This window comes from Stenotrophomonas maltophilia, from assembly GCF_006970445.1.
Lineage (GTDB): Bacteria > Pseudomonadota > Gammaproteobacteria > Xanthomonadales > Xanthomonadaceae > Stenotrophomonas > Stenotrophomonas maltophilia_AU.
Window position 1 is genome coordinate 1,940,543 of record NZ_CP033877.1, and the last position, 18,136, is coordinate 1,958,678.

At 63.3% G+C, this 18,136-nt stretch carries 23 protein-coding genes, 2 tRNA genes and 1 pseudogene; 14 read left to right on the plus strand and 12 right to left on the minus strand.

Features of this window, described 5'->3' with window-relative positions; translation table 11 throughout:
• The first annotated feature begins 144 nt into the window (after window positions 1-144).
• Window positions 145-221, plus strand: a tRNA-Arg gene (locus EGM71_RS09005).
• Between the two features lie 93 nt (window positions 222-314).
• Here EGM71_RS09005 and EGM71_RS09010 read toward each other — a convergent pair.
• From EGM71_RS09010 to EGM71_RS09025, 4 genes are all read right to left on the minus strand, one after another.
• Entirely contained in the window at window positions 315-1,301 is a 987-nt protein-coding gene (locus EGM71_RS09010; RefSeq protein WP_223224555.1) for a tyrosine-type recombinase/integrase, read from the minus strand.
• The gene (locus EGM71_RS09015; protein ID WP_188489286.1) at window positions 1,238-1,501 is read right to left on the minus strand and encodes a hypothetical protein; all 264 of its coding nucleotides are present in this window, start codon (window positions 1,499-1,501) and stop codon (window positions 1,238-1,240) included. Before EGM71_RS09015 ends, EGM71_RS09010 begins: the two co-directional genes overlap by 64 nt.
• A 160-nt stretch (window positions 1,502-1,661) precedes the next feature.
• The gene (locus tag EGM71_RS09020) at window positions 1,662-2,210 is read right to left on the minus strand and encodes a hypothetical protein (RefSeq protein WP_223224556.1); all 549 of its coding nucleotides are present in this window, start codon (window positions 2,208-2,210) and stop codon (window positions 1,662-1,664) included.
• Complete coding sequence (locus EGM71_RS09025) at window positions 2,203-2,355, minus strand: hypothetical protein (protein ID WP_188489288.1); 153 nt, start codon at window positions 2,353-2,355, stop codon at window positions 2,203-2,205. The genes EGM71_RS09020 and EGM71_RS09025 overlap by 8 nt, the downstream gene beginning before the upstream one ends.
• A 63-nt stretch (window positions 2,356-2,418) precedes the next feature.
• Between EGM71_RS09025 and EGM71_RS09030 the strand changes: the two genes are divergently transcribed.
• The gene (locus EGM71_RS09030; RefSeq protein WP_188489290.1) at window positions 2,419-3,195 is read left to right on the plus strand and encodes a hypothetical protein; all 777 of its coding nucleotides are present in this window, start codon (window positions 2,419-2,421) and stop codon (window positions 3,193-3,195) included.
• 225 nt (window positions 3,196-3,420) lie between these two features.
• On the plus strand, window positions 3,421-3,990 hold the full coding sequence (locus EGM71_RS09035) for a hypothetical protein (protein WP_188489291.1): 570 nt from the start codon (window positions 3,421-3,423) through the stop codon (window positions 3,988-3,990).
• A gap of 23 nt (window positions 3,991-4,013) precedes the next feature.
• Here the strand turns inward: EGM71_RS09035 and EGM71_RS09040 are convergent, their stop codons facing one another.
• Window positions 4,014-4,280, minus strand: coding sequence for a hypothetical protein (locus EGM71_RS09040; RefSeq protein ID WP_188489293.1), 267 nt, complete (start codon window positions 4,278-4,280; stop codon window positions 4,014-4,016).
• A 38-nt stretch (window positions 4,281-4,318) separates the two neighbouring features.
• On the opposite strand from EGM71_RS09040, the gene EGM71_RS09045 reads away from it, so the two are divergent.
• Entirely contained in the window at window positions 4,319-4,939 is a 621-nt protein-coding gene (locus EGM71_RS09045) for a hypothetical protein (protein ID WP_188489295.1), read from the plus strand.
• Between the two features lie 112 nt (window positions 4,940-5,051).
• Here the strand turns inward: EGM71_RS09045 and EGM71_RS09050 are convergent, their stop codons facing one another.
• Entirely contained in the window at window positions 5,052-5,273 is a 222-nt protein-coding gene (locus EGM71_RS09050; protein ID WP_188489297.1) for a hypothetical protein, read from the minus strand.
• Entirely contained in the window at window positions 5,270-5,677 is a 408-nt protein-coding gene (locus EGM71_RS09055) for a hypothetical protein (protein ID WP_188489299.1), read from the minus strand. The genes EGM71_RS09050 and EGM71_RS09055 overlap by 4 nt, the downstream gene beginning before the upstream one ends.
• Window positions 5,678-5,884: 207 nt before the next feature.
• On the opposite strand from EGM71_RS09055, the pseudogene EGM71_RS09060 reads away from it, so the two are divergent.
• The 7 genes and pseudogenes from EGM71_RS09060 (at window position 5,885) to EGM71_RS09090 (ending at window position 11,828) form a co-directional block, all read left to right on the plus strand.
• Window positions 5,885-6,585, plus strand: a pseudogene (locus EGM71_RS09060) (hypothetical protein).
• Window positions 6,586-7,111: 526 nt separating this feature from the next.
• Window positions 7,112-7,909 (plus strand): hypothetical protein, encoded by a 798-nt coding sequence (locus EGM71_RS09065; RefSeq protein WP_188489301.1) that lies wholly within the window; start codon window positions 7,112-7,114, stop codon window positions 7,907-7,909.
• 560 nt (window positions 7,910-8,469) lie between these two features.
• Window positions 8,470-8,964 carry a proprotein convertase P-domain-containing protein gene (locus tag EGM71_RS09070; protein WP_223224557.1) on the plus strand — a complete coding sequence of 165 codons (495 nt, stop codon included), beginning with the start codon at window positions 8,470-8,472 and terminating at the stop codon, window positions 8,962-8,964.
• Between the two features lie 105 nt (window positions 8,965-9,069).
• The gene (locus EGM71_RS09075) at window positions 9,070-9,537 is read left to right on the plus strand and encodes a S8 family serine peptidase (protein ID WP_223224558.1); all 468 of its coding nucleotides are present in this window, start codon (window positions 9,070-9,072) and stop codon (window positions 9,535-9,537) included.
• A 427-nt stretch (window positions 9,538-9,964) separates the two neighbouring features.
• Entirely contained in the window at window positions 9,965-10,297 is a 333-nt protein-coding gene (locus EGM71_RS20990) for a hypothetical protein (protein WP_430544075.1), read from the plus strand.
• A 288-nt stretch (window positions 10,298-10,585) separates the two neighbouring features.
• A complete protein-coding gene (locus EGM71_RS09085) occupies window positions 10,586-11,401 on the plus strand; it encodes a DUF4344 domain-containing metallopeptidase (protein WP_188489303.1) in 816 nt (271 codons plus the stop codon).
• Between the two features lie 333 nt (window positions 11,402-11,734).
• Window positions 11,735-11,828, plus strand: a tRNA-Arg gene (locus EGM71_RS09090).
• Window positions 11,829-11,862: 34 nt separating this feature from the next.
• On the opposite strand, the gene EGM71_RS09095 is transcribed toward EGM71_RS09090, so the two are convergent.
• Window positions 11,863-12,753, minus strand: coding sequence for a dihydrodipicolinate synthase family protein (locus EGM71_RS09095; protein ID WP_188489305.1), 891 nt, complete (start codon window positions 12,751-12,753; stop codon window positions 11,863-11,865).
• A 164-nt stretch (window positions 12,754-12,917) separates the two neighbouring features.
• Here EGM71_RS09095 and EGM71_RS09100 point away from each other — a divergent pair, with 164 nt between their 5' ends.
• Window positions 12,918-13,382: a GNAT family N-acetyltransferase gene (locus EGM71_RS09100; protein ID WP_188489307.1), complete on the plus strand. Its 465-nt coding sequence runs from the start codon at window positions 12,918-12,920 to the stop codon at window positions 13,380-13,382.
• A gap of 7 nt (window positions 13,383-13,389) precedes the next feature.
• Here the strand turns inward: EGM71_RS09100 and EGM71_RS09105 are convergent, their stop codons facing one another.
• Complete coding sequence (locus tag EGM71_RS09105; protein WP_188489309.1) at window positions 13,390-13,950, minus strand: GNAT family N-acetyltransferase; 561 nt, start codon at window positions 13,948-13,950, stop codon at window positions 13,390-13,392.
• A 146-nt stretch (window positions 13,951-14,096) separates the two neighbouring features.
• On the opposite strand from EGM71_RS09105, the gene EGM71_RS09110 reads away from it, so the two are divergent.
• A complete protein-coding gene (locus tag EGM71_RS09110; protein ID WP_317608637.1) occupies window positions 14,097-14,990 on the plus strand; it encodes a helix-turn-helix domain-containing protein in 894 nt (297 codons plus the stop codon).
• On the opposite strand, the gene EGM71_RS09115 is transcribed toward EGM71_RS09110, so the two are convergent.
• Window positions 14,938-15,768, minus strand: a complete 831-nt coding sequence (locus tag EGM71_RS09115) for a universal stress protein (protein ID WP_188489313.1) — start codon at window positions 15,766-15,768, stop codon at window positions 14,938-14,940. The genes EGM71_RS09110 and EGM71_RS09115 overlap by 53 nt on opposite strands.
• A 171-nt stretch (window positions 15,769-15,939) precedes the next feature.
• On the opposite strand from EGM71_RS09115, the gene EGM71_RS09120 reads away from it, so the two are divergent.
• The gene (locus EGM71_RS09120; protein WP_188489315.1) at window positions 15,940-16,515 is read left to right on the plus strand and encodes a TetR/AcrR family transcriptional regulator; all 576 of its coding nucleotides are present in this window, start codon (window positions 15,940-15,942) and stop codon (window positions 16,513-16,515) included.
• 24 nt (window positions 16,516-16,539) lie between these two features.
• Here the strand turns inward: EGM71_RS09120 and EGM71_RS09125 are convergent, their stop codons facing one another.
• Together EGM71_RS09125 and EGM71_RS09130 are read right to left on the minus strand one after the other, a co-directional pair.
• Window positions 16,540-16,899, minus strand: coding sequence for a response regulator (locus tag EGM71_RS09125; RefSeq protein ID WP_188489317.1), 360 nt, complete (start codon window positions 16,897-16,899; stop codon window positions 16,540-16,542).
• Window positions 16,889-18,049 (minus strand): two-component system sensor histidine kinase NtrB, encoded by a 1,161-nt coding sequence (locus tag EGM71_RS09130; RefSeq protein ID WP_430544076.1) that lies wholly within the window; start codon window positions 18,047-18,049, stop codon window positions 16,889-16,891. Before EGM71_RS09130 ends, EGM71_RS09125 begins: the two co-directional genes overlap by 11 nt.
• Between the last annotated feature and the right edge of the window lie 87 nt (window positions 18,050-18,136).

Below are 18,136 nucleotides of genomic sequence, written 5' to 3' on the forward strand. Positions count from 1 at the left end.
CGGGCAGGTGGGGGACGCGATGAACTGAATCGCCGATGGTAGCAGAGCGCCCTGTCCGGCCATGGTGCAACGCGCCAGCGGAACCGGGTGGAACATGAATGCTTGGAGGGCAGGGCACGTTGCCTGTAAACTTTCCGGCTGCATGGCCCCGTAGCTCAGCTGGATAGAGCGTCCCCCTCCTAAGGGGAAGGTCGCCCGTTCGAATCGGGCCGGGGTCACCAATTTCAACGACTTAGACAGTCTCAGTGGTGTGCTTTTCCCACTGTTTCCCGCATATCCACAGGATTTGGTCCCAGTGGTCCCAGCGCGGCAGATCAGTACTTGAGCTTCGCCACGGCGCCATCGTCGCCCTCAGGCGTTAGGTGGGCGTAGAACTTCTCGGTCGTGGCGTAATCAGCGTGCCCGGCCAGAATTTGCACCCTTCGTAACGGAACCCCGGCGATTACCATGTGGGCGCAGAAGGTGTGCCGTAGCCGATGGAGGCTGCCACCGATTCCCGCACGCTTGGCATCCGAGGCGAACCAGTCGGACAGCGTATCCCTGTGCACGGCCACCAGCGGATCGGGTAGGTGGCGAAGCGCCCAGCGCGCATACCGGTTCAGCGGCACCTCGCGCCACTTGCCCGACTTCGTGCGTCCCTGGCCATCTTCGTCTGGAACGCTTTCGACCCTGAGTCTGCACCCGGCCACCGAATCCTTGCCCATTCCAACCACCTCGCCGCGGCGCAGACCCGTGTGGCCATGAACAGCCACAGGGGGGGGGGGCCGCGCGGGGTTCGCCCGGTACAGCTTACGCATCGCGGCCCGGTCGTAGAACCGCACCGCCACGCTACGAACGCCTCGCGGTGCCCGGGTCTCCTCCAGCGGGTTGAAGTCCAGTTCCTTCCACTGCACGCCACGCCGGAACGCGGCCTGCAGCCTGCGCACTTCCTTCCCCACAGTCTCCGGTGAGACCTTGTCCTTGGTCAGGCGGTCCGTCTTATAGGACTCCATTTCCATCCGGCGCAGCGTATCGATGGGGCGGTGGCCGAAGTGGGCAATGAACAACCGAACCTCGCTCTTGGCCTTGCCGTGCGTGGTCGGGTGCTCCGCCTTGTACCAATCCAGGTATGCCTCCAGGAAGTCCCTGACAGTGGGCAGCCGGGGAAGGGTGCGCACTCCATGGGTCAGTTCCGCTTCTTTCGCTGCTCGTACGCCCTCAGCTCCGCGTGGGCTGACGCGACCAATGGCGACACGGCTTAGCTTGCCGCCTTCCCGCCAGTTGAGGTGCGCGGCGCCATCGCGCCAGAAGATTGTGACCATGACCATTGTCTGGGGCCGTAGATTTCAGAGTAGAGGGCGGCCTTCTCGTAGAGCTTCTTGCCCATGAAATGTCGGGGTTCGATGCCGTAGTCGGCGATGTTCGAATCGAACTGGCTTCGTGAGACGCCGCAGTAGTGCGCAGCCTCGTCCACGGTCAGCCAGTCCTTTCCGACGATGTCCAGTTTTTCAGCAGCTCCCATCGGGTCCTCCTTTAGTTCGTGGCCAGCGCAGCGCGCAGCTGCTTGGTGGCGATGTTCATGCGAGTAGGTCCAGTTGCGCCGGCAGCGCCGGCGGCGGAACAGCGACGGCCAGGAGCGCGGGCTTTACGCGGATCAGGCACTCTCCCTCGCCGCGCATCTGTCACGGTCTGCCGGCGATGGGCACAAGGTCGTGGTAGCCACCACCACCGCCCTCCCGGTCTTTGACCTTCACTTGGTAGTAGTCGCGACCACCGAGCTGCGTGTGGTGCCCAGCGCGTAGCCGCGCCGAAACAATAGTGAAAATCGGGATCAAACGATGCCACTCACTGGCCTGCACCTCGTCCTCGTAGTGCCACGAGCCATCCAGTTCGCGTTCCATCGAGATAACTTGGTCGCCCACTTTGAAAGGCTCCAGGCTCTCGACGTCGCCGTGCGCAGACTTGTGAACCGGCGGGAAGAGGTCGCAGATGGCGAAGAAAAGCCCGCGGCCGTTCGCGTCAGTGAACTCGGCAATGGGGAAGTAAGCAATGGCTATGCCGCCTTCCCGCAGCAGATAGAAGGCGGTGCCGCACGGGGTCGGCCCGGCCGCGTCATGCTTCCGCAGTGATTGGCGCGACCAGCCGCTTTCCAGCAGGTTGAGGACGACACGCTCTGCGAGATCCATTCCGATCTCCCGATGCATCACGCGTTCGCGCCGTGTGTCAGCCATGAGCGCACCTCCGCCAGCACCAGCGCAGTCTTGCGCGCGCGGCGCGGCATGCGCGGCTGATCGCCCACAGGGTGGCGATGCCGGCCAGGAATCCGGCCAGGGCGAACACGTGGACCATTGCAGCGGTGAGCAGCTGGTCAGCCATGACCAAACTCAATACGCTCGTGCAACGTGGCAGAATGCCCACCGATATTTAGGGCGGTGTGATATGGGCTTGATCATTTTCTATCTCGTAGATTGGCGCATTCTGACAACGCTCTGGAGCGGATTTAGCCCTTGCATGACGCCCGGGCAGGGCGACTGCGTCGTTTGGTGGGATGCCTGGGCCGCTGGCGGAACGTGGGCAGCTGCAGTTGTGGCTTCGGTCGGGATCGCGGTGGCTTGGATTGGAATCGGAGTTACAACGGGGTCTGCGTACTTTGTTTGGCGCTTGGGCGCAGAAGCGAATCGTGCAAGCAATCTGGCCGTATCTATTGCGAAGAGTGAAGCAGATCGACAGAGAAGTAGGGACCGGAAAGAAAGGGTTCTTGTGCTTCTGCAGCTGAACGGTGAAGTGAGCCGAAATCAGAAAATTGCCGGCCAGCTCAGGCAGACCATTGGAGATCCAGTCGGATCGAAAAAGTTCGTGGACGACTACATTTTTCGTTCGGATGTGATCAAAGATCTGACTACCATCGAATTTCCGACGGCAGAGCGCTTGGTCGACCGACTTCACTACTTGGGTGAAGCCGAAGGTCCAGCATTGGCTAGGTCCGTAGGCATGATCGAGTCGTTGAACAGGGAGTACGAGAATGGAATGGGTCAGCCGGATCAACAGAATCTGATTCTTCATCGTGCTGCTATTTGCTTGGTGCTGGACGCAATGATCATTGATCTCGGACTGATAAGCGCTGCTTGCCGCGCTGAGATCATCGAGTCGGGGATTGATAACGAGCTGATTTCCAAACACGGCGGTGCCGCAGCTAGCAAGGATGACTCCCCTTGATGCCGACGGGCGTAGCAACTTATCCATTGCCCACCGCCTGGCTGTCGATCAGAGCCACGCTCTGGTTCGGATGGATGTAGGTCATGGCAGAATCGGCTCCAGGACAATGTGGAGGACCACGGGATGGCTCTGGGATTTGCTGAATGCCTTTCGATGAAGGCCGAGTGCGCGACGTTCTGGGCAGGGTGGGGGGCGGTTGCGACTGGCGCTGTAGGAGTGGTGACAGTGGTCGTCGCGATCCTGGCGTGGCGGACTTCTCGTCAAGCTGCGGCAATCGCGGCGAAGCAGCATCAAGACTCTCAGGTGCTGTGGGAGGCGCAAGCCCGGATCGTTGGACGCCTCCTCCTTCATGAAGTGACCGCAGTGTCGAAGAAGATCGAGTACTACGCGTCCGAGCTCGACGCATTGCCCACACTGGATCCGAGCACGGTCAAAGATTGGCGCGCGGTCAAAAGTGCCGTAGAGCGCCTCGCCGATCCTTTGTTGCCTGGCGCGGAAGCAAGCGCCGAGCAGATCCACTACTTGCCCGTGGATCTCGGCGCGGATCTTGCGACGATGATCAGTCATGGCAGGGATATCAACGCGGCCGCCTGTCACATCGCCGCGCACATCCACGAATACAAGCCGATACCGGGAATCATGGCTACACGTATCAGTACCTCCTATACCGGCAGGCCGATGGCGTTGCAGGCGTTGCGGGGACAACTTCAGTTTGTGGCTAGCATTGCTCCTGATCTGGTGGAGCGTTTCCGCCGGCAGGTTCTTAGCGACAGGGAGCGCGCTGAGAGCAATTGAGGAACGCCGGCCGTGTGAATGGCTCATGCCGCCATCCCCAACGCCACCAGGTCTATGTCTTCCACCTTGTCGCGCAGGTAGCGGTGCGCGCGGCGCAAGTGGCCGGCGATCACTGCGCGATCCTCATGGGCGAAGAAGGTCTGCACGTGCATGTGCAGCACACGGCGGTGGTCGCGGCGGTACAGGCTGTAGGTGAGGACGTGGCCGCCCAGGACCTTGTCGATGGATCGGCCCAAGGCGAAGCCCTCGGTGCGCGTCAGCACCCGGCGATCGTAGCGGTGGTGGGTCATGGCAGAATGCGCTCCACATTCATGGAGGAGGGTTCGGAATGACGATGTGTCCGCTGGCTGCCGATTGGGGAAACGTTGCAGACTGGGCTGCGGTTCTCGTAGCGGCAGCAGGAGCTGTGGCGGTTCTTCTGGTGACAAAAGCTGCAAACGCAACAGCGCTTGCATCCCATGAGCTTGCTAAGCAGCTGAAAGTTCGCGATGACGAAGTTCGTTCGACCGATAGGACGGTTTTGACAACTCTGATTTACGGGGAGCTTGTCGGGGCTAAGGACGCCTACGAAGAGCTGCTTGAGGTACTGGTTCAAGACGACAGTTTTGAATGGACGGTGAAGAGGGATCGGACCCTGCAGCTTGTTGCCAGCTTGTCGAAGGGGCCTTCCTTGGAGCAGACCAAGGAGAACAGCCATCGGCTCAATCTGCTCCCTAAGCCACTCAGTGAGCAGATAGCGCGGGGAATCAGCATGACGGAGCTCTGTGCGCGAAACTCTGCAGTCCTTTTGAAGGCCACGGACATAGGCTCACAAAGAGAGGCATTCGATAAGCTTGTCGACAGCATCGATGCAGCATCCATCGCGTTCACGTCGGCACAGTTCCAGATGCAGGAATTGATGACTTCCGCCGATAGCAATCACGCGGCCTCCCTATCGCCAGAAGGCTGATCTCGTCCGCCTGGGCGAGCGGGATTTGGCATGAGCCAGAGAACCGACTCGCCCTCGCACTGCAGAAACAATAACCGCAGCGGCGGCCGGGCTGCGCGCTTCGTGCAGGTCTTCATGGCTGCTCCAGGCGCGGCTTGCTGAGGCTTACCCAAGTCAGCGGGTAGGGGCCGCGGCGCACTCGCTTGTCAGCGGTGGTCTTCGACACGCCCAGCTCGTCGGTGATCTGGCGCATGGTGTAGCTCTTGCCGTCCGCCACTCGCGCGAACAGTGCAGCCTTGGCCTTGCCCCCGCGCACGGTGCCTATGTGCTTGAGCTCGTAGTTGAGGCCCCTCATGCGGCCACCTCGGCGAGGTAGTTGGCCGGCATGTGTTCCTCCGCAAAGGCCAGGTAGTCCAGCGCCAGTTGCATGCAGTCGTCGTGCAGGCCAGGGTAGCGGGTCACCTCCAGCAGCTGCGGCGGCGACACGCGGTATTTCAGCTCGCCGACCTTCTTCCGCTCGAACACTTTCCAACGGAAGACGTCTGCGCCGAACAGGTCCAGGTAGAACCGCCACTGGTAGCCGGCCAGATACCGCTCGGCATCGAACCGGCTGGTAGTCGCGTGGTCGTCCACGCGCTTGCCGTCGAGGCAATCCACCTTGCCGGTCACGGTCAGGCCGCCGTACTCGCCATAGACGCGAACCTCGCGGATCGTCGGCAGCACCAGCTCGCAGTCCGGCGGGTAGAACGTGTGATCCATCGCCTACAGCACGTCGTAGCCGCCAGGCACAGCGTGTTCCAGAGCATCGTGGAACCGGGACCGCATCGCCGACGCGCTGGGCATAGACGACAAGCGGTTCATCAGCCACTCACCGGTCAGCACCGAGGGCCGCAAGGGTGGTCAGGTGGTGGTGCGGATTACGGGCGGGCTGGCGGCGGCCGGCCACTCAACGACAGTGGAACGGGCATGAATCCACGAGAGACGATGGCGCGGCTGGGGCCGAGCACGGTGAAGTTCGACATCGTCCGGGGAGGTGGTAAGCCCGACCTGACGAACCAGGGCATTGCCGCGGCGCTGGGAATGGTGCCGGCCGGGCTGGGTCGGGAGCTGCTGGAGGCGTGCTGGTGGCCGGATGGCGCCGCGCTGCGCCGGCACAAGCCTCGGGACGCGGTGATCGAGCTGGTAGCGCCGGAGCTGCAGCGGCAGCAGAAGCGCCTTGCGGAGGCTCGGACGGATGTCGGCCTGGCCGAGGTGTGCATGGGATGGGGGGGGGGGCGGCGACGGCAGGGCAGCGGGCCAACCGCGATGCGGCCCAGCAGCGGCTGGGTCGGGTGAAAGCGGCGTGCTGGCCGATCAGCACCCTGGGGTCGCCGCCGACGCTGGCGGCGGCTGTGATCAGCGAAATCGCCAAGCGACCGCACTGCGCGACCTGCGAGGGGAGGGGCCGGGCGATGGTTGGGGAGCTGCTGGTGCCGTGCAAGGCATGAGGCGGGTCCGGACTTGGCCAGGTCAGCGATCGCCGGCGTGCTGCGGCGCTGGGTCGGGACGAGTCCAGTTATCGGGAGCGTTGGCGCGGGGTCTATGAGTGGATGCTGCAGCGGTTCACCGAGGCTGAGCAAGAGCCAGCGTGGCATATGGCAAGGGCGTTGGATCGGTCCGCTGCCTAAAGGCGAGGCCGGGCGCCTGGTGCGCCCGGCCTCGGCACTACTGAGTCAGGAGGATCAAGAGCGGAAGGCTCGCCTTCAGCAGCTTGACCAGGTCCACCTTGACCTTGATCTGGAGTTCCAGCATGTCGGTTTCCCGGCACGGGCAGCCCCAGCAGCGCTGCCGGGACCGCGTGAACGATCCTGGCCTTCTTTATCGTCGCGTTTATAAGGTACGACGTCGTATCCGTGTGTCGACCCACTTCAACGAGTTCGAGGGCAGGTCTCCCCTTGGCCTTGACTCTCTTCCGACTCGGATAGGCATTCTGTGCTGCCGTCCGCTCAGAAGGTGGAGGGGCTGGTTCGGTTGACCCCATTCAGCAGCTGGAAGGCCACCGTGGTCCCTTTCCAGGGGACCAAACCTAACAGTAGCGGCTCGCGCGCCTAAAGGGAATGCCTGCGGAGCCACGTAGTTGGTAGCAGACTGGGGTTGATTTCTGCGACGAATGGTTAGAATGCAGCCCTCCGAACACTCACGGATGGGGCACCCGTGTTCTCAAGCGACGACCTCGCTTTTTGGCTGAGTTACGCCGAAGTCGTTAAGGCACCAGAGCGAATCCCGTTGACAGGCAGCGCGTCCAAAGAAATTCGATGCGTCGTCGTTCGCTTCACCCTGGATGGCCTTGACTACCTGTTCGAGGGACTGGATGGAACCTCTGTAGCGGCTAGGATCTGGGAGAACGACCGCTATCGTCGAGTCGTCCACCTAAGCATTTTTGACGTGTGGAGATCCACTCCATGGATTACGCAATACTGGAACGGAGTTCAGATTGATATAAGAAGCTGGGCCGGCTTCGGAGCTGAGCAAACTTGGCGGCTGCGTTCGACAGCGCGCCGCCTGGTAGACATCTTCAGGTCCGTGCAGGGGGCCGCTTCGCGATTTCGTAAGCCGGTGTCGGTGGAACGATTCCTCGTTCTGGGCACTGTTATGAAGCTCCAGGCATTGCAGGGCGCCGTATCCGATTCGGAGGTCGCACGGCATCTGCTAGGTTCCTCATGGATGATGCGTCCTGATGCTGCAGATCAGTTAGATAGCATTGGAGTGATGCTAAAGGCGCTCGCCGACCTCAACGAAGTCAAATACACCAACTACCGTTACATGATCACCGGAAAAGGGATTGCTGCACTTTCGCAGTACGAGGAGGAAGAGCGTAAGCATAGGGAGTCGATTCGCTTGCAGAACGGCATCCGCTGGCTGACAGTCGTGATGGCCGTAGCTGCATTGTTGCAGGCTCAGGTAATCAAGATTCCTCCGCTCTGGAATGTGCAGCGTTGGCCGTGGCAATAGTGCGGGGCTGATGCCCCCGCACTATTGGTGCTATTTTTCTAACATCGCGCACGACCCGACCCCGACCCCGACCCCGACCCCGACCCCGGCCACCCAGCCGGGGTTTTTCATTTCCGGAGTTGCCATGATCCTGACCGCCTCGACAATCCAGCAGGTGGTCCGCTGTAGTGCCGCCGTCGCTGCCCAGTGGGCCCACCCCTGGCCGACGCCTGCACGGCGTTCGGCATCAGCACCCCGAAGCGGGTCGCAGCGTTCCTGGCGCAGGTAGGGAATGAGTCGGCAGGACTGACAAGGACCGTCGAGAGTCTGAACTACGGCGCGCAGGGCATGGCCGACACCTGGCCCAGCCGCTACGCCGATGACCCCAAGGCCAAGCCGAGGAAGCCGAACGACCTGGCGCGCGCTGGAGCGAAAGCCAGTCGCGATCGGCAACAACGCGTATGCCAACCGGCTCGGCAATGGCTCGGAGGCGAGTGGCGATGGCTATCGCTTTCGAGGTCGTGGCCCGATCCAGAACACCTACGACCGCCACCCGCACCGATCGGAATCGGGCTGCGGCCATGCACGATCGTCGCGAATTGGTGCCAGGTTGGACGGTTAATGCTGCTGGTCACGCCTACAGTAATTGGTATGGTTTTGGTGCGGTCAACGCGGCGCGTGCCGTGCAGACCGCAGAGAACGTCCAGTCGCTGGGGTCACTGGTAGACACTGGCTGGCAGAGCACTAGGCGCACTGTTGCCATTGGCAACACTTCCAATGCCGCCGCGCGGCTGACTTTCCGGGTGAACCACCGCAACACCCGTCATCTGCAGTTCGTGCTGATTTCGCCAAGTGGCACGCGCAGCGTGGTGCAGCCGGCCTTTACCGCGATCGGTTCGGTTAGTTGGGGCGTGCAACGCAACTTCACCAACTGGGATCAGTTGTCCAGCAATGCCTTCCTGGATGAGGCGGCGGTGGGCACCTGGACCTTGGAAGTGACTGACATGGGGCAGGCCGTGAACGCTGCATCGCGCGGCAACGTTGAATTCTTCAAGATCCGCGTTCTGGGGCACTGATGATGAAGACGACTGTTCTGTTGAGTGCCCTCGCCTTTGCGGCGATGACCGTCACCGCTTGGGCGCAAAGCTCGGGCGCGGAACCCTCCCCGCAGCTTATCAACCGTGGATGCGGAGTTATTGAGGGCAGCAGCTTGGGGCCGCTCCTTCGAAATAGGCAGTTCCAGCTTCCGACTAGCACCGCCGGCAACTGTACAAAAGGTAAATAGCGGGCAGTTCAAGATTGAGCCCGTCGAAGCCCGTGAGCTGCGCGCATTGGGCACCCGTAGCACCACCGCCACCGCTGCTCGTTCGGATAGTGGCGCTGGAAAGTTCGCCGCTGCCGTCTCCAAAGACGGCACACCTTTGGTAGTTACCGCCCGGGTGAACGTTTACTTCACCGACGCCTCATCGGTCCGAGCCGCTGCCACCGCCACCGGGGGCACTGTGGTGAAGGTAACCAAGGCATCTGGCCGCGGAATCGTCGAGTATCCTTCAGTGAATGCTGCATTGGACGCGACCACCAAGCTTCTGTCGACCGCTGGTATCCGCGCGGTAGAGCCGAACGTGGTTCAGTGGGAAGAATCCAAGTGACACGCTGAAGAATTGCCCCTGCGAGGCACGCTCATGCGCACCCCGGAGGGCATCGTGTGGTCCCCGTCGGCTGGATGCTTCATAGGCTCCGATAGGGAGGGGCGAGCCAGGATCGACTCCGCCTGAACGGTTTAGGGAGGCGGCCGGCTCGTTCGCAGGATCTGCGACGGCCGGCCGTATCCTTCCGGCTATGCTTCCCTCGCACGGCTACCAAGGCTTCCGCACCGCCCCGATTCCCTCTGGCTGGGTCCAGATGGGGGAAAGCTGGGTGCTGTGGTGGAATGGCCGGCAGATAGTCAACGTCTCTGCCGCCAAAGATGGCGGCGTCCACGTCCGCCTCAATGCTCGGAAGATGTGGGATACCAAGGACGTGCGTGCCGCCAGCATCGCCTAGGGCAAGCGCTACGCCGAGCGCTGGTGCGCGGCCATGCTCCACCCAGAGTTGCGCCTGCGCGCGGCTGTGGCCCAGCTACTCGACACCACACCAGCCGAACCGCTCGAACCACTGCCCGGTCTGCCGCCGACACCTGAGCAACAGCAACAGGCCCGGCGCCTTGCCGAGGCCGGGGTGAGGGAACTGGCGCGGATCAAGGAGGTGCTGGAACCGCGCCGACCGCCGAAGGAGACCAAGCCCAGAGCGAAGGATCCGACGAAGGCTTGGATGGGGCAGGGCGGGCGCAGCTCCACCGCGGCTACTGACCAGTGGCCGGTTCCGGCTTCTCAGCATCAGGCCCGCGCCGGCAGCGAGGCATGCAGCTAAGCGGCGAGGGATAGCGGGAAATGGAACTCGTCACCGCCTGCATTGGCGAATGCCCATGGATGACCATGGTGTCGACACCTGCCGCCGCGCAGAGGCGGGCGGAAGCCCGCTCGACTGGTTTAGCTGGCATGGGCTGGTGATACCCCCTCTCCGGATCCGATCAACAGCCTTCCATTCATCGGCATGACACTAGAATCCGCGAGCTTGATTCACTCCGTATTGCGTGCCTGCACGCCCTGTCGTCGGGCGCGACGGCCGTATGTCCCATACCCCTTGGATCCCGCTGCCATGCGTGCTGCGTATCGCTATCTACTGACCATCGCTCTGAGCACCTGTTCACTGCTGCCTTTGGCCGGATGTGCGTCCGAATCCAACGCACGTCGTGTAGGAGAGACCGCCTCGGCGGATGGGCGCTTCATCGCAACCTATGAGAGGGCATCCACCCAGGACAATGCGGTAGAGGCGCGGCTGTGGAAGGAACGGAAGCTGCTGGAGGACTTCGTTGAAGCGATGAATAGCTACATCCGCATTCCGCGTGACATCAAGGTCATCGCCAAGGAGTGCGGGGAGTCCAATGCCTACTTCGATCCGGAAACGAGCAGCATCGAGATGTGCTACGAGATGTCCGCAGAAGAGCGTGCGCGCTTTGAGGCGGCCGGAGACGCTGCAGAGGATATTGATAACGCGTTGTACCAGAGCGCAGTGGGTACGCTCTACCACGAGTTGGGCCATGCACTGATCAGCGAGCTGGAACTCAAGATCACCGGCCGTGAAGAGGACGTTGCGGATCAGCTGGCCGCCTACGTACTGACCGCAGATGAGGAATCCAGGCAGTTTTTGGTCGCGGTTGCGGATACCTATGTGCTTTCCGCGCAGGAGCAGACGCATATCGAGGATCTACCCACGGCAGGGACCCATTCGCTGGACTTCCAGCGCGCTGTGAACTTCCTGTGCTACCTGTACGGCTCGGATGCCAGCACCTTCGGTTATCTGGTGAAGGATGGAACGCTGCCCGAGGAACGTGCGGAGAACTGCGAGCACGAGCACGGACAGCTGGCAGATGCTTGGGATTCGCTGCTGAAACCACACCTCAAGCCAGAGTAGAGATTCTGTGGGCGATGCGCTTTGCGCGCCTGGTGGTCTGCCTTAATGGTGTAGGCAGCACTGCACGAGTTGCGGACTCTGAACGGTTTGTAGCCATTCAACTCAATCCTGATGACTATCATTTGGCCATTTTGGCTCATGATGAAGGATCGCTCGCTACTTGCTCTGGAAACGTAAGAATCAAGGCAGCGCGGGCGACGCTTCTTGATCCGTGAGATTTTGCAATCGTGGATGTGGGCCCTGCGTTTCTATAGAACTGTGCCCGAGGGGGCTTTAGGAGGAGAGAGCTGCAGCAGTTGCGGCGGGGAGTTTGAGTGAAACCGGACCCAAGCCGGTCCCATCCACCTGGTAAGCCACTGATTGCATGAGCAGTGGAAGCCCCCTCCTAAGGGGAAGGTCGCCCGTTCGAATCGGGCCGGGGTCACCACCCACGCGCCGCCCGGGACGCCCGTCCTCGAGCGCTACAGCAGCGCCAGGCCGCGCAGTACCTGCGCCACGTGCGCACGCGCTTCGCCTTGCAGCCCAAGCAGGGGCCGTGGCAGGCAGTCCTCGGCACACAGGCCCATCAGTGCCGCCGCACATGCCATGACGCGGATGCCACCGAAGCGGTCGTACAGCGCCCAGAGCGGCGCCAGCCTCGCCGACAGAGCCTGCGCCGTCGCCATGTCGCCAGCGCCGGCCGCGCGGGTGATCTGCTGCCCCACCTCGGGGAACAGTCCGCCGGTCACCGAGTACCAGCCATCGCAGCCTGCGGCCAGTCCATGTACGGCGGCCGCGTCGCCGCTGATGCCCAGCGTGACATGCACCGGAAGATGGGCGCGCAGTGCAGTGACGCGCGCTGCTGCTTCGGCAGGATCGTCGGACAGGCGTGGAATCTTGATCGAGGCGATGTTGGGCAGGGCGGCGATCCGCCCATGCAGTTCATCGCTGAAACGGAAGTGGGTGGTGCCGGGATTGTCGTAGACGCAGATCGGGGTGCGCACCGCCATGCACACCGATTCGAAGAGCGTGTAGACCTCGTGTTCCTTCAATGGCTGGTAGGACACGGGTGCCAGCAGCAGGCCGGCCGCACCGGCATCCTCAGCATCCCTTGCCAGAGCCAGCACATCGCGGGTGCGCAGCGCACCGATGCCAACGATGACCGGGACGGCGCCCGCGTGGGCCAAGGCTTCGCGCAGCACGCGCATGCGCTCGGCCTTTTCCAGGTAGGCGTAGCTGCCGGTGGAGCCGAGCACGCCCATCGAGTCCACGCCAGCGGCCGCGAGACGCTCGACCAGCCCGGCGAAGGCGTGCAGGTCGATGCTCGATTCGTTCATCGGCGTAAGAGGAAAGGCGCTGAGGCCGTGGATCATGGCTAACCCCGAAGGCAGAGGGCGAAGGGAGGACGTCTGCAGTGGCGACGTTGGACGGCTGGCATTGTTTATTGTCCTAGGACAAAATTCAAGCGCTGCCCTGCAACGTGATTGCAGTGCAGGAATCGCGCACCATGGCGGCCATCCTTCCTTTTGCGCACGCCATGACTGAGTGCCTTTACCCCGTGCAGCCCGCACACTACGCCGCCATCGGCGCGTGGCTGGATTCGGCTGGCGCAACCCAGCGCTGGGCAGGTCCCGGCGTGCAGTATCCGCTCGGGTCCGATGCATTCGCGCAGGCACTGCAGCTGCAGCAGCGCCCGGGTTGGGTGCTGCTGGATGCGGAGGGTCACTGCGTTGGTTTCGGCCAGTACTGGCCGACGGGCCCCGGCACGCTGCACCTGGGCCGCATCATCGTTTCGCCGCAGGCACGCGGGCGGGGCCTGGGACGTGTACTGATGCAGGCGCTGATGGCACAGGCGCTGCACTCCGCCGCGGTGGAACGGCTGACCCTGCGTGTCTATCGTGACAACGTCGCGGCGGTGAGCCTGTACCGTGACCTGGGCTTCCAGCCGCTGGAAGATGCTTCGACACCAGAGCTGCTGTTCATGCAGCACCATGCCGGTTGAGTCGTGATCACGCGCGCAGCATGGCAGCCTGTTGCGCCTTCCATTGCTCGCGCGTGATGCGGCTGATGTGCTCGGTGCGGTAGTCGCCGAGGAAGCTATTGAACTTGTTCACTTCGGTATGGTGATGCTGGAAACCGCATTTGCTCTGTGCGCTCAGTGACTGCAGGTTGTCGGCGAAGTAGCCGCACCACAGTGCGTCCAGGTGCAGGTCGAGGAAGGCATGCCGCATCACTTCGCGCACCGCTTCGGGCACCAGGCCGCGGCCCCAGTACGGCACGCCGATCCAGTAGGCGATCTCGCCTTCGCGCTCGCCGATCTCGAAGTTGCTGTCGGCACCGATGAGGATGCCGACACAGCCGATGGCGTGGCCGTCTTCGCGGCTCTGCAGGGCATAGACCTCCGGCCGGTTGAACACGGTGCGGATGATGTCGGTGCTTTCCTCGACGCTGGTATGGGCTGGCCATCCGGCGATGGGCCCGACGCGCGGGTCGCGGGCGTATTCGTACAGGTCGGCGGCGTCGGTGTCGCGCCAGGGGCGCAGGATCAGGCGTTCGGTGTGCAGCGGCATGGCCGTTCCATGGGCGGGAAGAGAGCGCACAGGCTAGGCCGTGTCGCGTTGCGGGCACAGGGTGGGACCTTGATGGTTTCGGTACTTTTCACAACTGCCTCGTTGGCGCGGGTATGCTGGGCCCCGGATTCCAGCCGGATCAGCCCGTGGACCGCATACCCCAGCTTCTTGATCAGGACGAATCCATGCGCCTGGAAGTCAGCACGCTGGCCGAGGGGCAGGGGGTGCCGCTGTCGTTCGGGCACGCGTATCTGGCGGTTCTGGTGTGCGTGTCCGGGCGTGCGCGCTTCGCACTGAATTTTCGTGAGGTGGCGGTGCAGCGTCACGACGTGCTGGTACTGGCCGAAGACACGCTGGCCTTTCTGCGGCAGCGCTCGCGCGGCTTCCTGGCGATGGTCTGCCTGGTGCCGAAGGCGCTGGCGTCCGAGGTGGCCTATGTGCTGCCCAACGCACTGTTCAAGTTCCTGCACGAGCATCCCCACTGCGTGCCATCGCCGCTGGAAGTGCCGTTGCTGCAGGGCTGGCTGCAGCAGCTGATGGACGCGCAGCACAATGGTGGCCGCTATCGGCACGTGATGCTGCGCAATCTGCTGCAGACCTTTTTCCTGAAGTTCGCCACGCTGTTGCCGGTACAGAAGGTGGTGGCAGCGCCGGTCAGCCGGCGCGAGCGGCTGGCCTGGAATTTCTGGGAACTGGTGGGTCAGCGCAGTACCCGCCAGCGCGACGTGCAGTCCTACGCCGATGCGTTGTGCATCACGCCGTTCTATCTTTCGCAGCTCACCCGCGAGTGCTTCGATGAAACGCCCAAGGCATTGATCGACCGCCAGGTGGTGCTGGAGATCAAGGCACTGCTGAGCTACAGCGAGTTGCCGATCGGACGCATCGCCGAGCGCTTGTGCTTCGAGGATGCGTCGTACCTGTGCCGCTACTTCCGGCGGCACACCGGGCAGTCATTGACCGGTTACCGCCGTGCGGGGAAGGGTGGTGCTAGTGGGACACGAACAGTGGTGCCGGAACTTCGGACAGCAGATCCTCGGTGACCCCGCCGAGCACGCGTTCGACCACCCGGCTGCGGCTGTAGGGGCCCAGCACCAGCAGATCGGCCTCGGCATCGAGGACGTGCTGGCGGATGGTTGCGGCAACACCGCCCTGTGTGGAACTGATCGCCTGGATCTCGACCTCGACACCGTGCCGGGCCAGGTGCTGGGCCATCTCGGCACCGGGGGTAGCCTCGGCCTTGGGCGTGTCGACCATCAGCAGGTGCACCGCCTGTGCGCGCGCAAGCAGGGGCAGGGCGTCGGCCACGGCGCGACGGGCCTGCTTGCTGGCATTCCAGGCCACCACGATGCGCCGGCCGACCTGTTCGCCCTGCCAGTGCGGCGGCACCAGCAGCATCGGTACGCCGGTCTGGCGCAGCGTGCCCAGCGGGTGCCAGCCGGAGGGCGCGCCCGGTGTGTGCGGATAGCCGGCGACGATCAGGTCGCAGTACAGCGATTGCAGGGCCAGATCGGCGCCGCCGAGATAGTCCGAGACGATGCGCAGTTCGGTGCTGATCTGCAGCGGCTCGGAGGCCGCGCGCAGGTTCTGCATGAGTTGCGCGGTGCAGGCGGCGTCGGCGCGTGCTTCATGGTCGAGTGCCGCGGCAATGCCCGCGCCGCGGGCGAATCCGTTGGCGATGTCGGTGGGGTGCTGGGCGGCGGATACCGCCACCAGGTGCGCCTGCTGGGCCTGCGCCAGATGTGCGGCGATGTTCAGGACGCGGTCCCCGGTGTCGCTGGCATCGAACAGCACAGCGATGTCGCGTAGCGGATGCAGCATGGCGTTGTCTCCTTCGATGCCTGTGACGCGTTCCCTGCCATGCACCGACCCCGGGTGCACCGGACGCGCTTCCGTTGTAGCGCATCCGTTATTCGTTTGAATCACTCGTGATTCAGTTTATTAATTAATGATTCATGCTAGCGTGAGTGCACCCCACGTCCAGGCTTCTCCATGCGACCCACCGCAGCCCGTACACGCCGCGACCTGCACCATGCCCTGGCGGCGACCCTGGTCAGCCATCCGCGCTGCACGCTCAGTGAGCTGGCTCGTGGCGCCGGCATCAGTCGCGCGACGCTGTACCGCTTCGCCCCCACGCGCGAAGCGATCGACGAGGCGTTGTTTGCTGCCGGTTTCGAGCGTCTGGAAGCTGCAGCCACGTGGTTCGACGGGGATGCCGATGCGATGCAGGTACTGGAACAGGTGACCCACGCCCTGCTGGCCGACTGGGAACTTGTAACGCTGGTGTTCGCGCGCATGATGGAAGAGCAGCAGCGGCAGGGGGACCTGCATCTGCTGCCCGAACGCTGGGCGCCGATCGGCGGGCGTTTCGAGGTGTTCTTCCTACGGGGACAGAATGCCGGCGTGTTCAACGTCGGATTCAGTGCGGTGTGGTTGGCCGACTTCTACTGGACCTGCTTCTACGGCATTACCTGGTCGTTGGCACGTGGCCGCATGGCGCCCGCGATGGCGGCATCAACACTGCTGGCGTCGTTCCGCCACGGTGCGATGAAGGCCTCGGCGAAATAGCGGTCCATCCGGCCCTTCAGGCCGTCAGGCCTGCTTCAACAACTCGACCAGCTGGCGCAGGCGATAGGGCTTGGGCAGGAACTCCACCTGCTCCGGCAGCGGCGGCAGCTGCGAGCGTGCATAGCCGGAGGACAGGATCATGCGTGCCTGCGGTTGTTCGCGGGCGACGTGCTCGCTCAGTTCGATCCCGGACATGCCGTTGGGCATGCTGATATCGCTGAACACCACGTCGAAGCGCGCCTCGCCCTTCAGCAACGCAGCGGCTTCATGCGCATCGGCGGTGGTGGCCACCTCGATGCCGAAATCGCGCAGGGCCAGGCCGATCATCTCGCGCAGATCGTTCTGGTCCTCCACCATCAGTACGCGGATCGGTTCATCGGTCATGGGCAGGGTCCTCTATTGCGGGGAGCAGCAGGCTGACCGTGGTGCCGACACCGGGCGTGGTGGACACATCGACGAAGCCGCCGCTCTGGGTAGTGAATCCGAACACCTGGCTCAGGCCCAGGCCGCTGCCCTTGCCGATGTCCTTGGTGGTGAAGAAGGGTTCGGTCGCGCGCTCGGCGATGTCGGCCGCCATGCCATGGCCTTCGTCACAGACGCTCAGCGTGACATAGCCGCGTTGCAACGCGGTGTCCGCGTCCGGGTCGAGGCGGTGCTCGAGAGACGTGCCGATCAGGATGCGGCCCCCCTCAAGCGTGGCCTCGGCCGCATTGGCGACCAGGTTGGCCAGCGCGGTCTGCAGCTGCATCGCATCGGTGCTCACCCGAGGCAGCCCGGGTGCCAGGCTGGCCTCGAGCACGACGTGGGCCGGGCAGGCGCGCTGCAGGTCCGGCAACCATTGCTGCAGCAGCCTATTGATATCCACGGGCTCGCGGATCAGGGTCTGGCCGGTACTGAATGCCAGCAGCTGCCGGGTCAGCAGCGCACCGCGATCGGTGGCGGTCTGAGCGGCATCGAGCAGTTCAGACGCGCGTGCGTCACCGGCGACGCGCAGCGACAGCAGGTCCAGTGCATTGCCGATGGTGGTCAACAGGTTGTTGAATTCGTGCGACAGGCCGCGGCTGAGGCGGCCGACTGTCTCGAACTGCTGGGTGTTGCGCAGGGCACGCTGGGCATCTCGCAGCAGTCGCTGGGCCTGCCATTGCTCGGTGATGTCTCGGGTGATCTTGACGAAGCCGAGCAGTTCGCCGTCTTCGACCACCGGTTCGATGACGATGCTGGCGCGGAATGTCGAGCCGTCGCGGCGGATGCGCCAGCCTTCGCTGGCGTACTGGCCCTGCTGCGCGGCCAGCTTCAGCAGGCGCTGCGGTTCACCCGCCTCGCGCTCGGCGGGCAGGTAGAAACGGCCGAAATGGGTGCCGATGACCTCGCTGGCGGCGTAGCCCTTGATCCGCTGCGCACCGGGGTTCCAGCTGCAGACAATGCCTTCGGGATCAAGCAGGTACAGCGCATGGTCGCGCACGCTGTCGATCAGCAGTCGCAGTTGTCGGGAAGGGTCCGTCAGCACGGACGTCGTAGAAGCGGCAGCGTCCACGTGGAAATAAGTGTTACCCCTGAGAGGGACGTGAAGCTAGGCAGTGCAGTGTGAAGGATGCGTGCACGGCAGGCACGTGCCATTGGT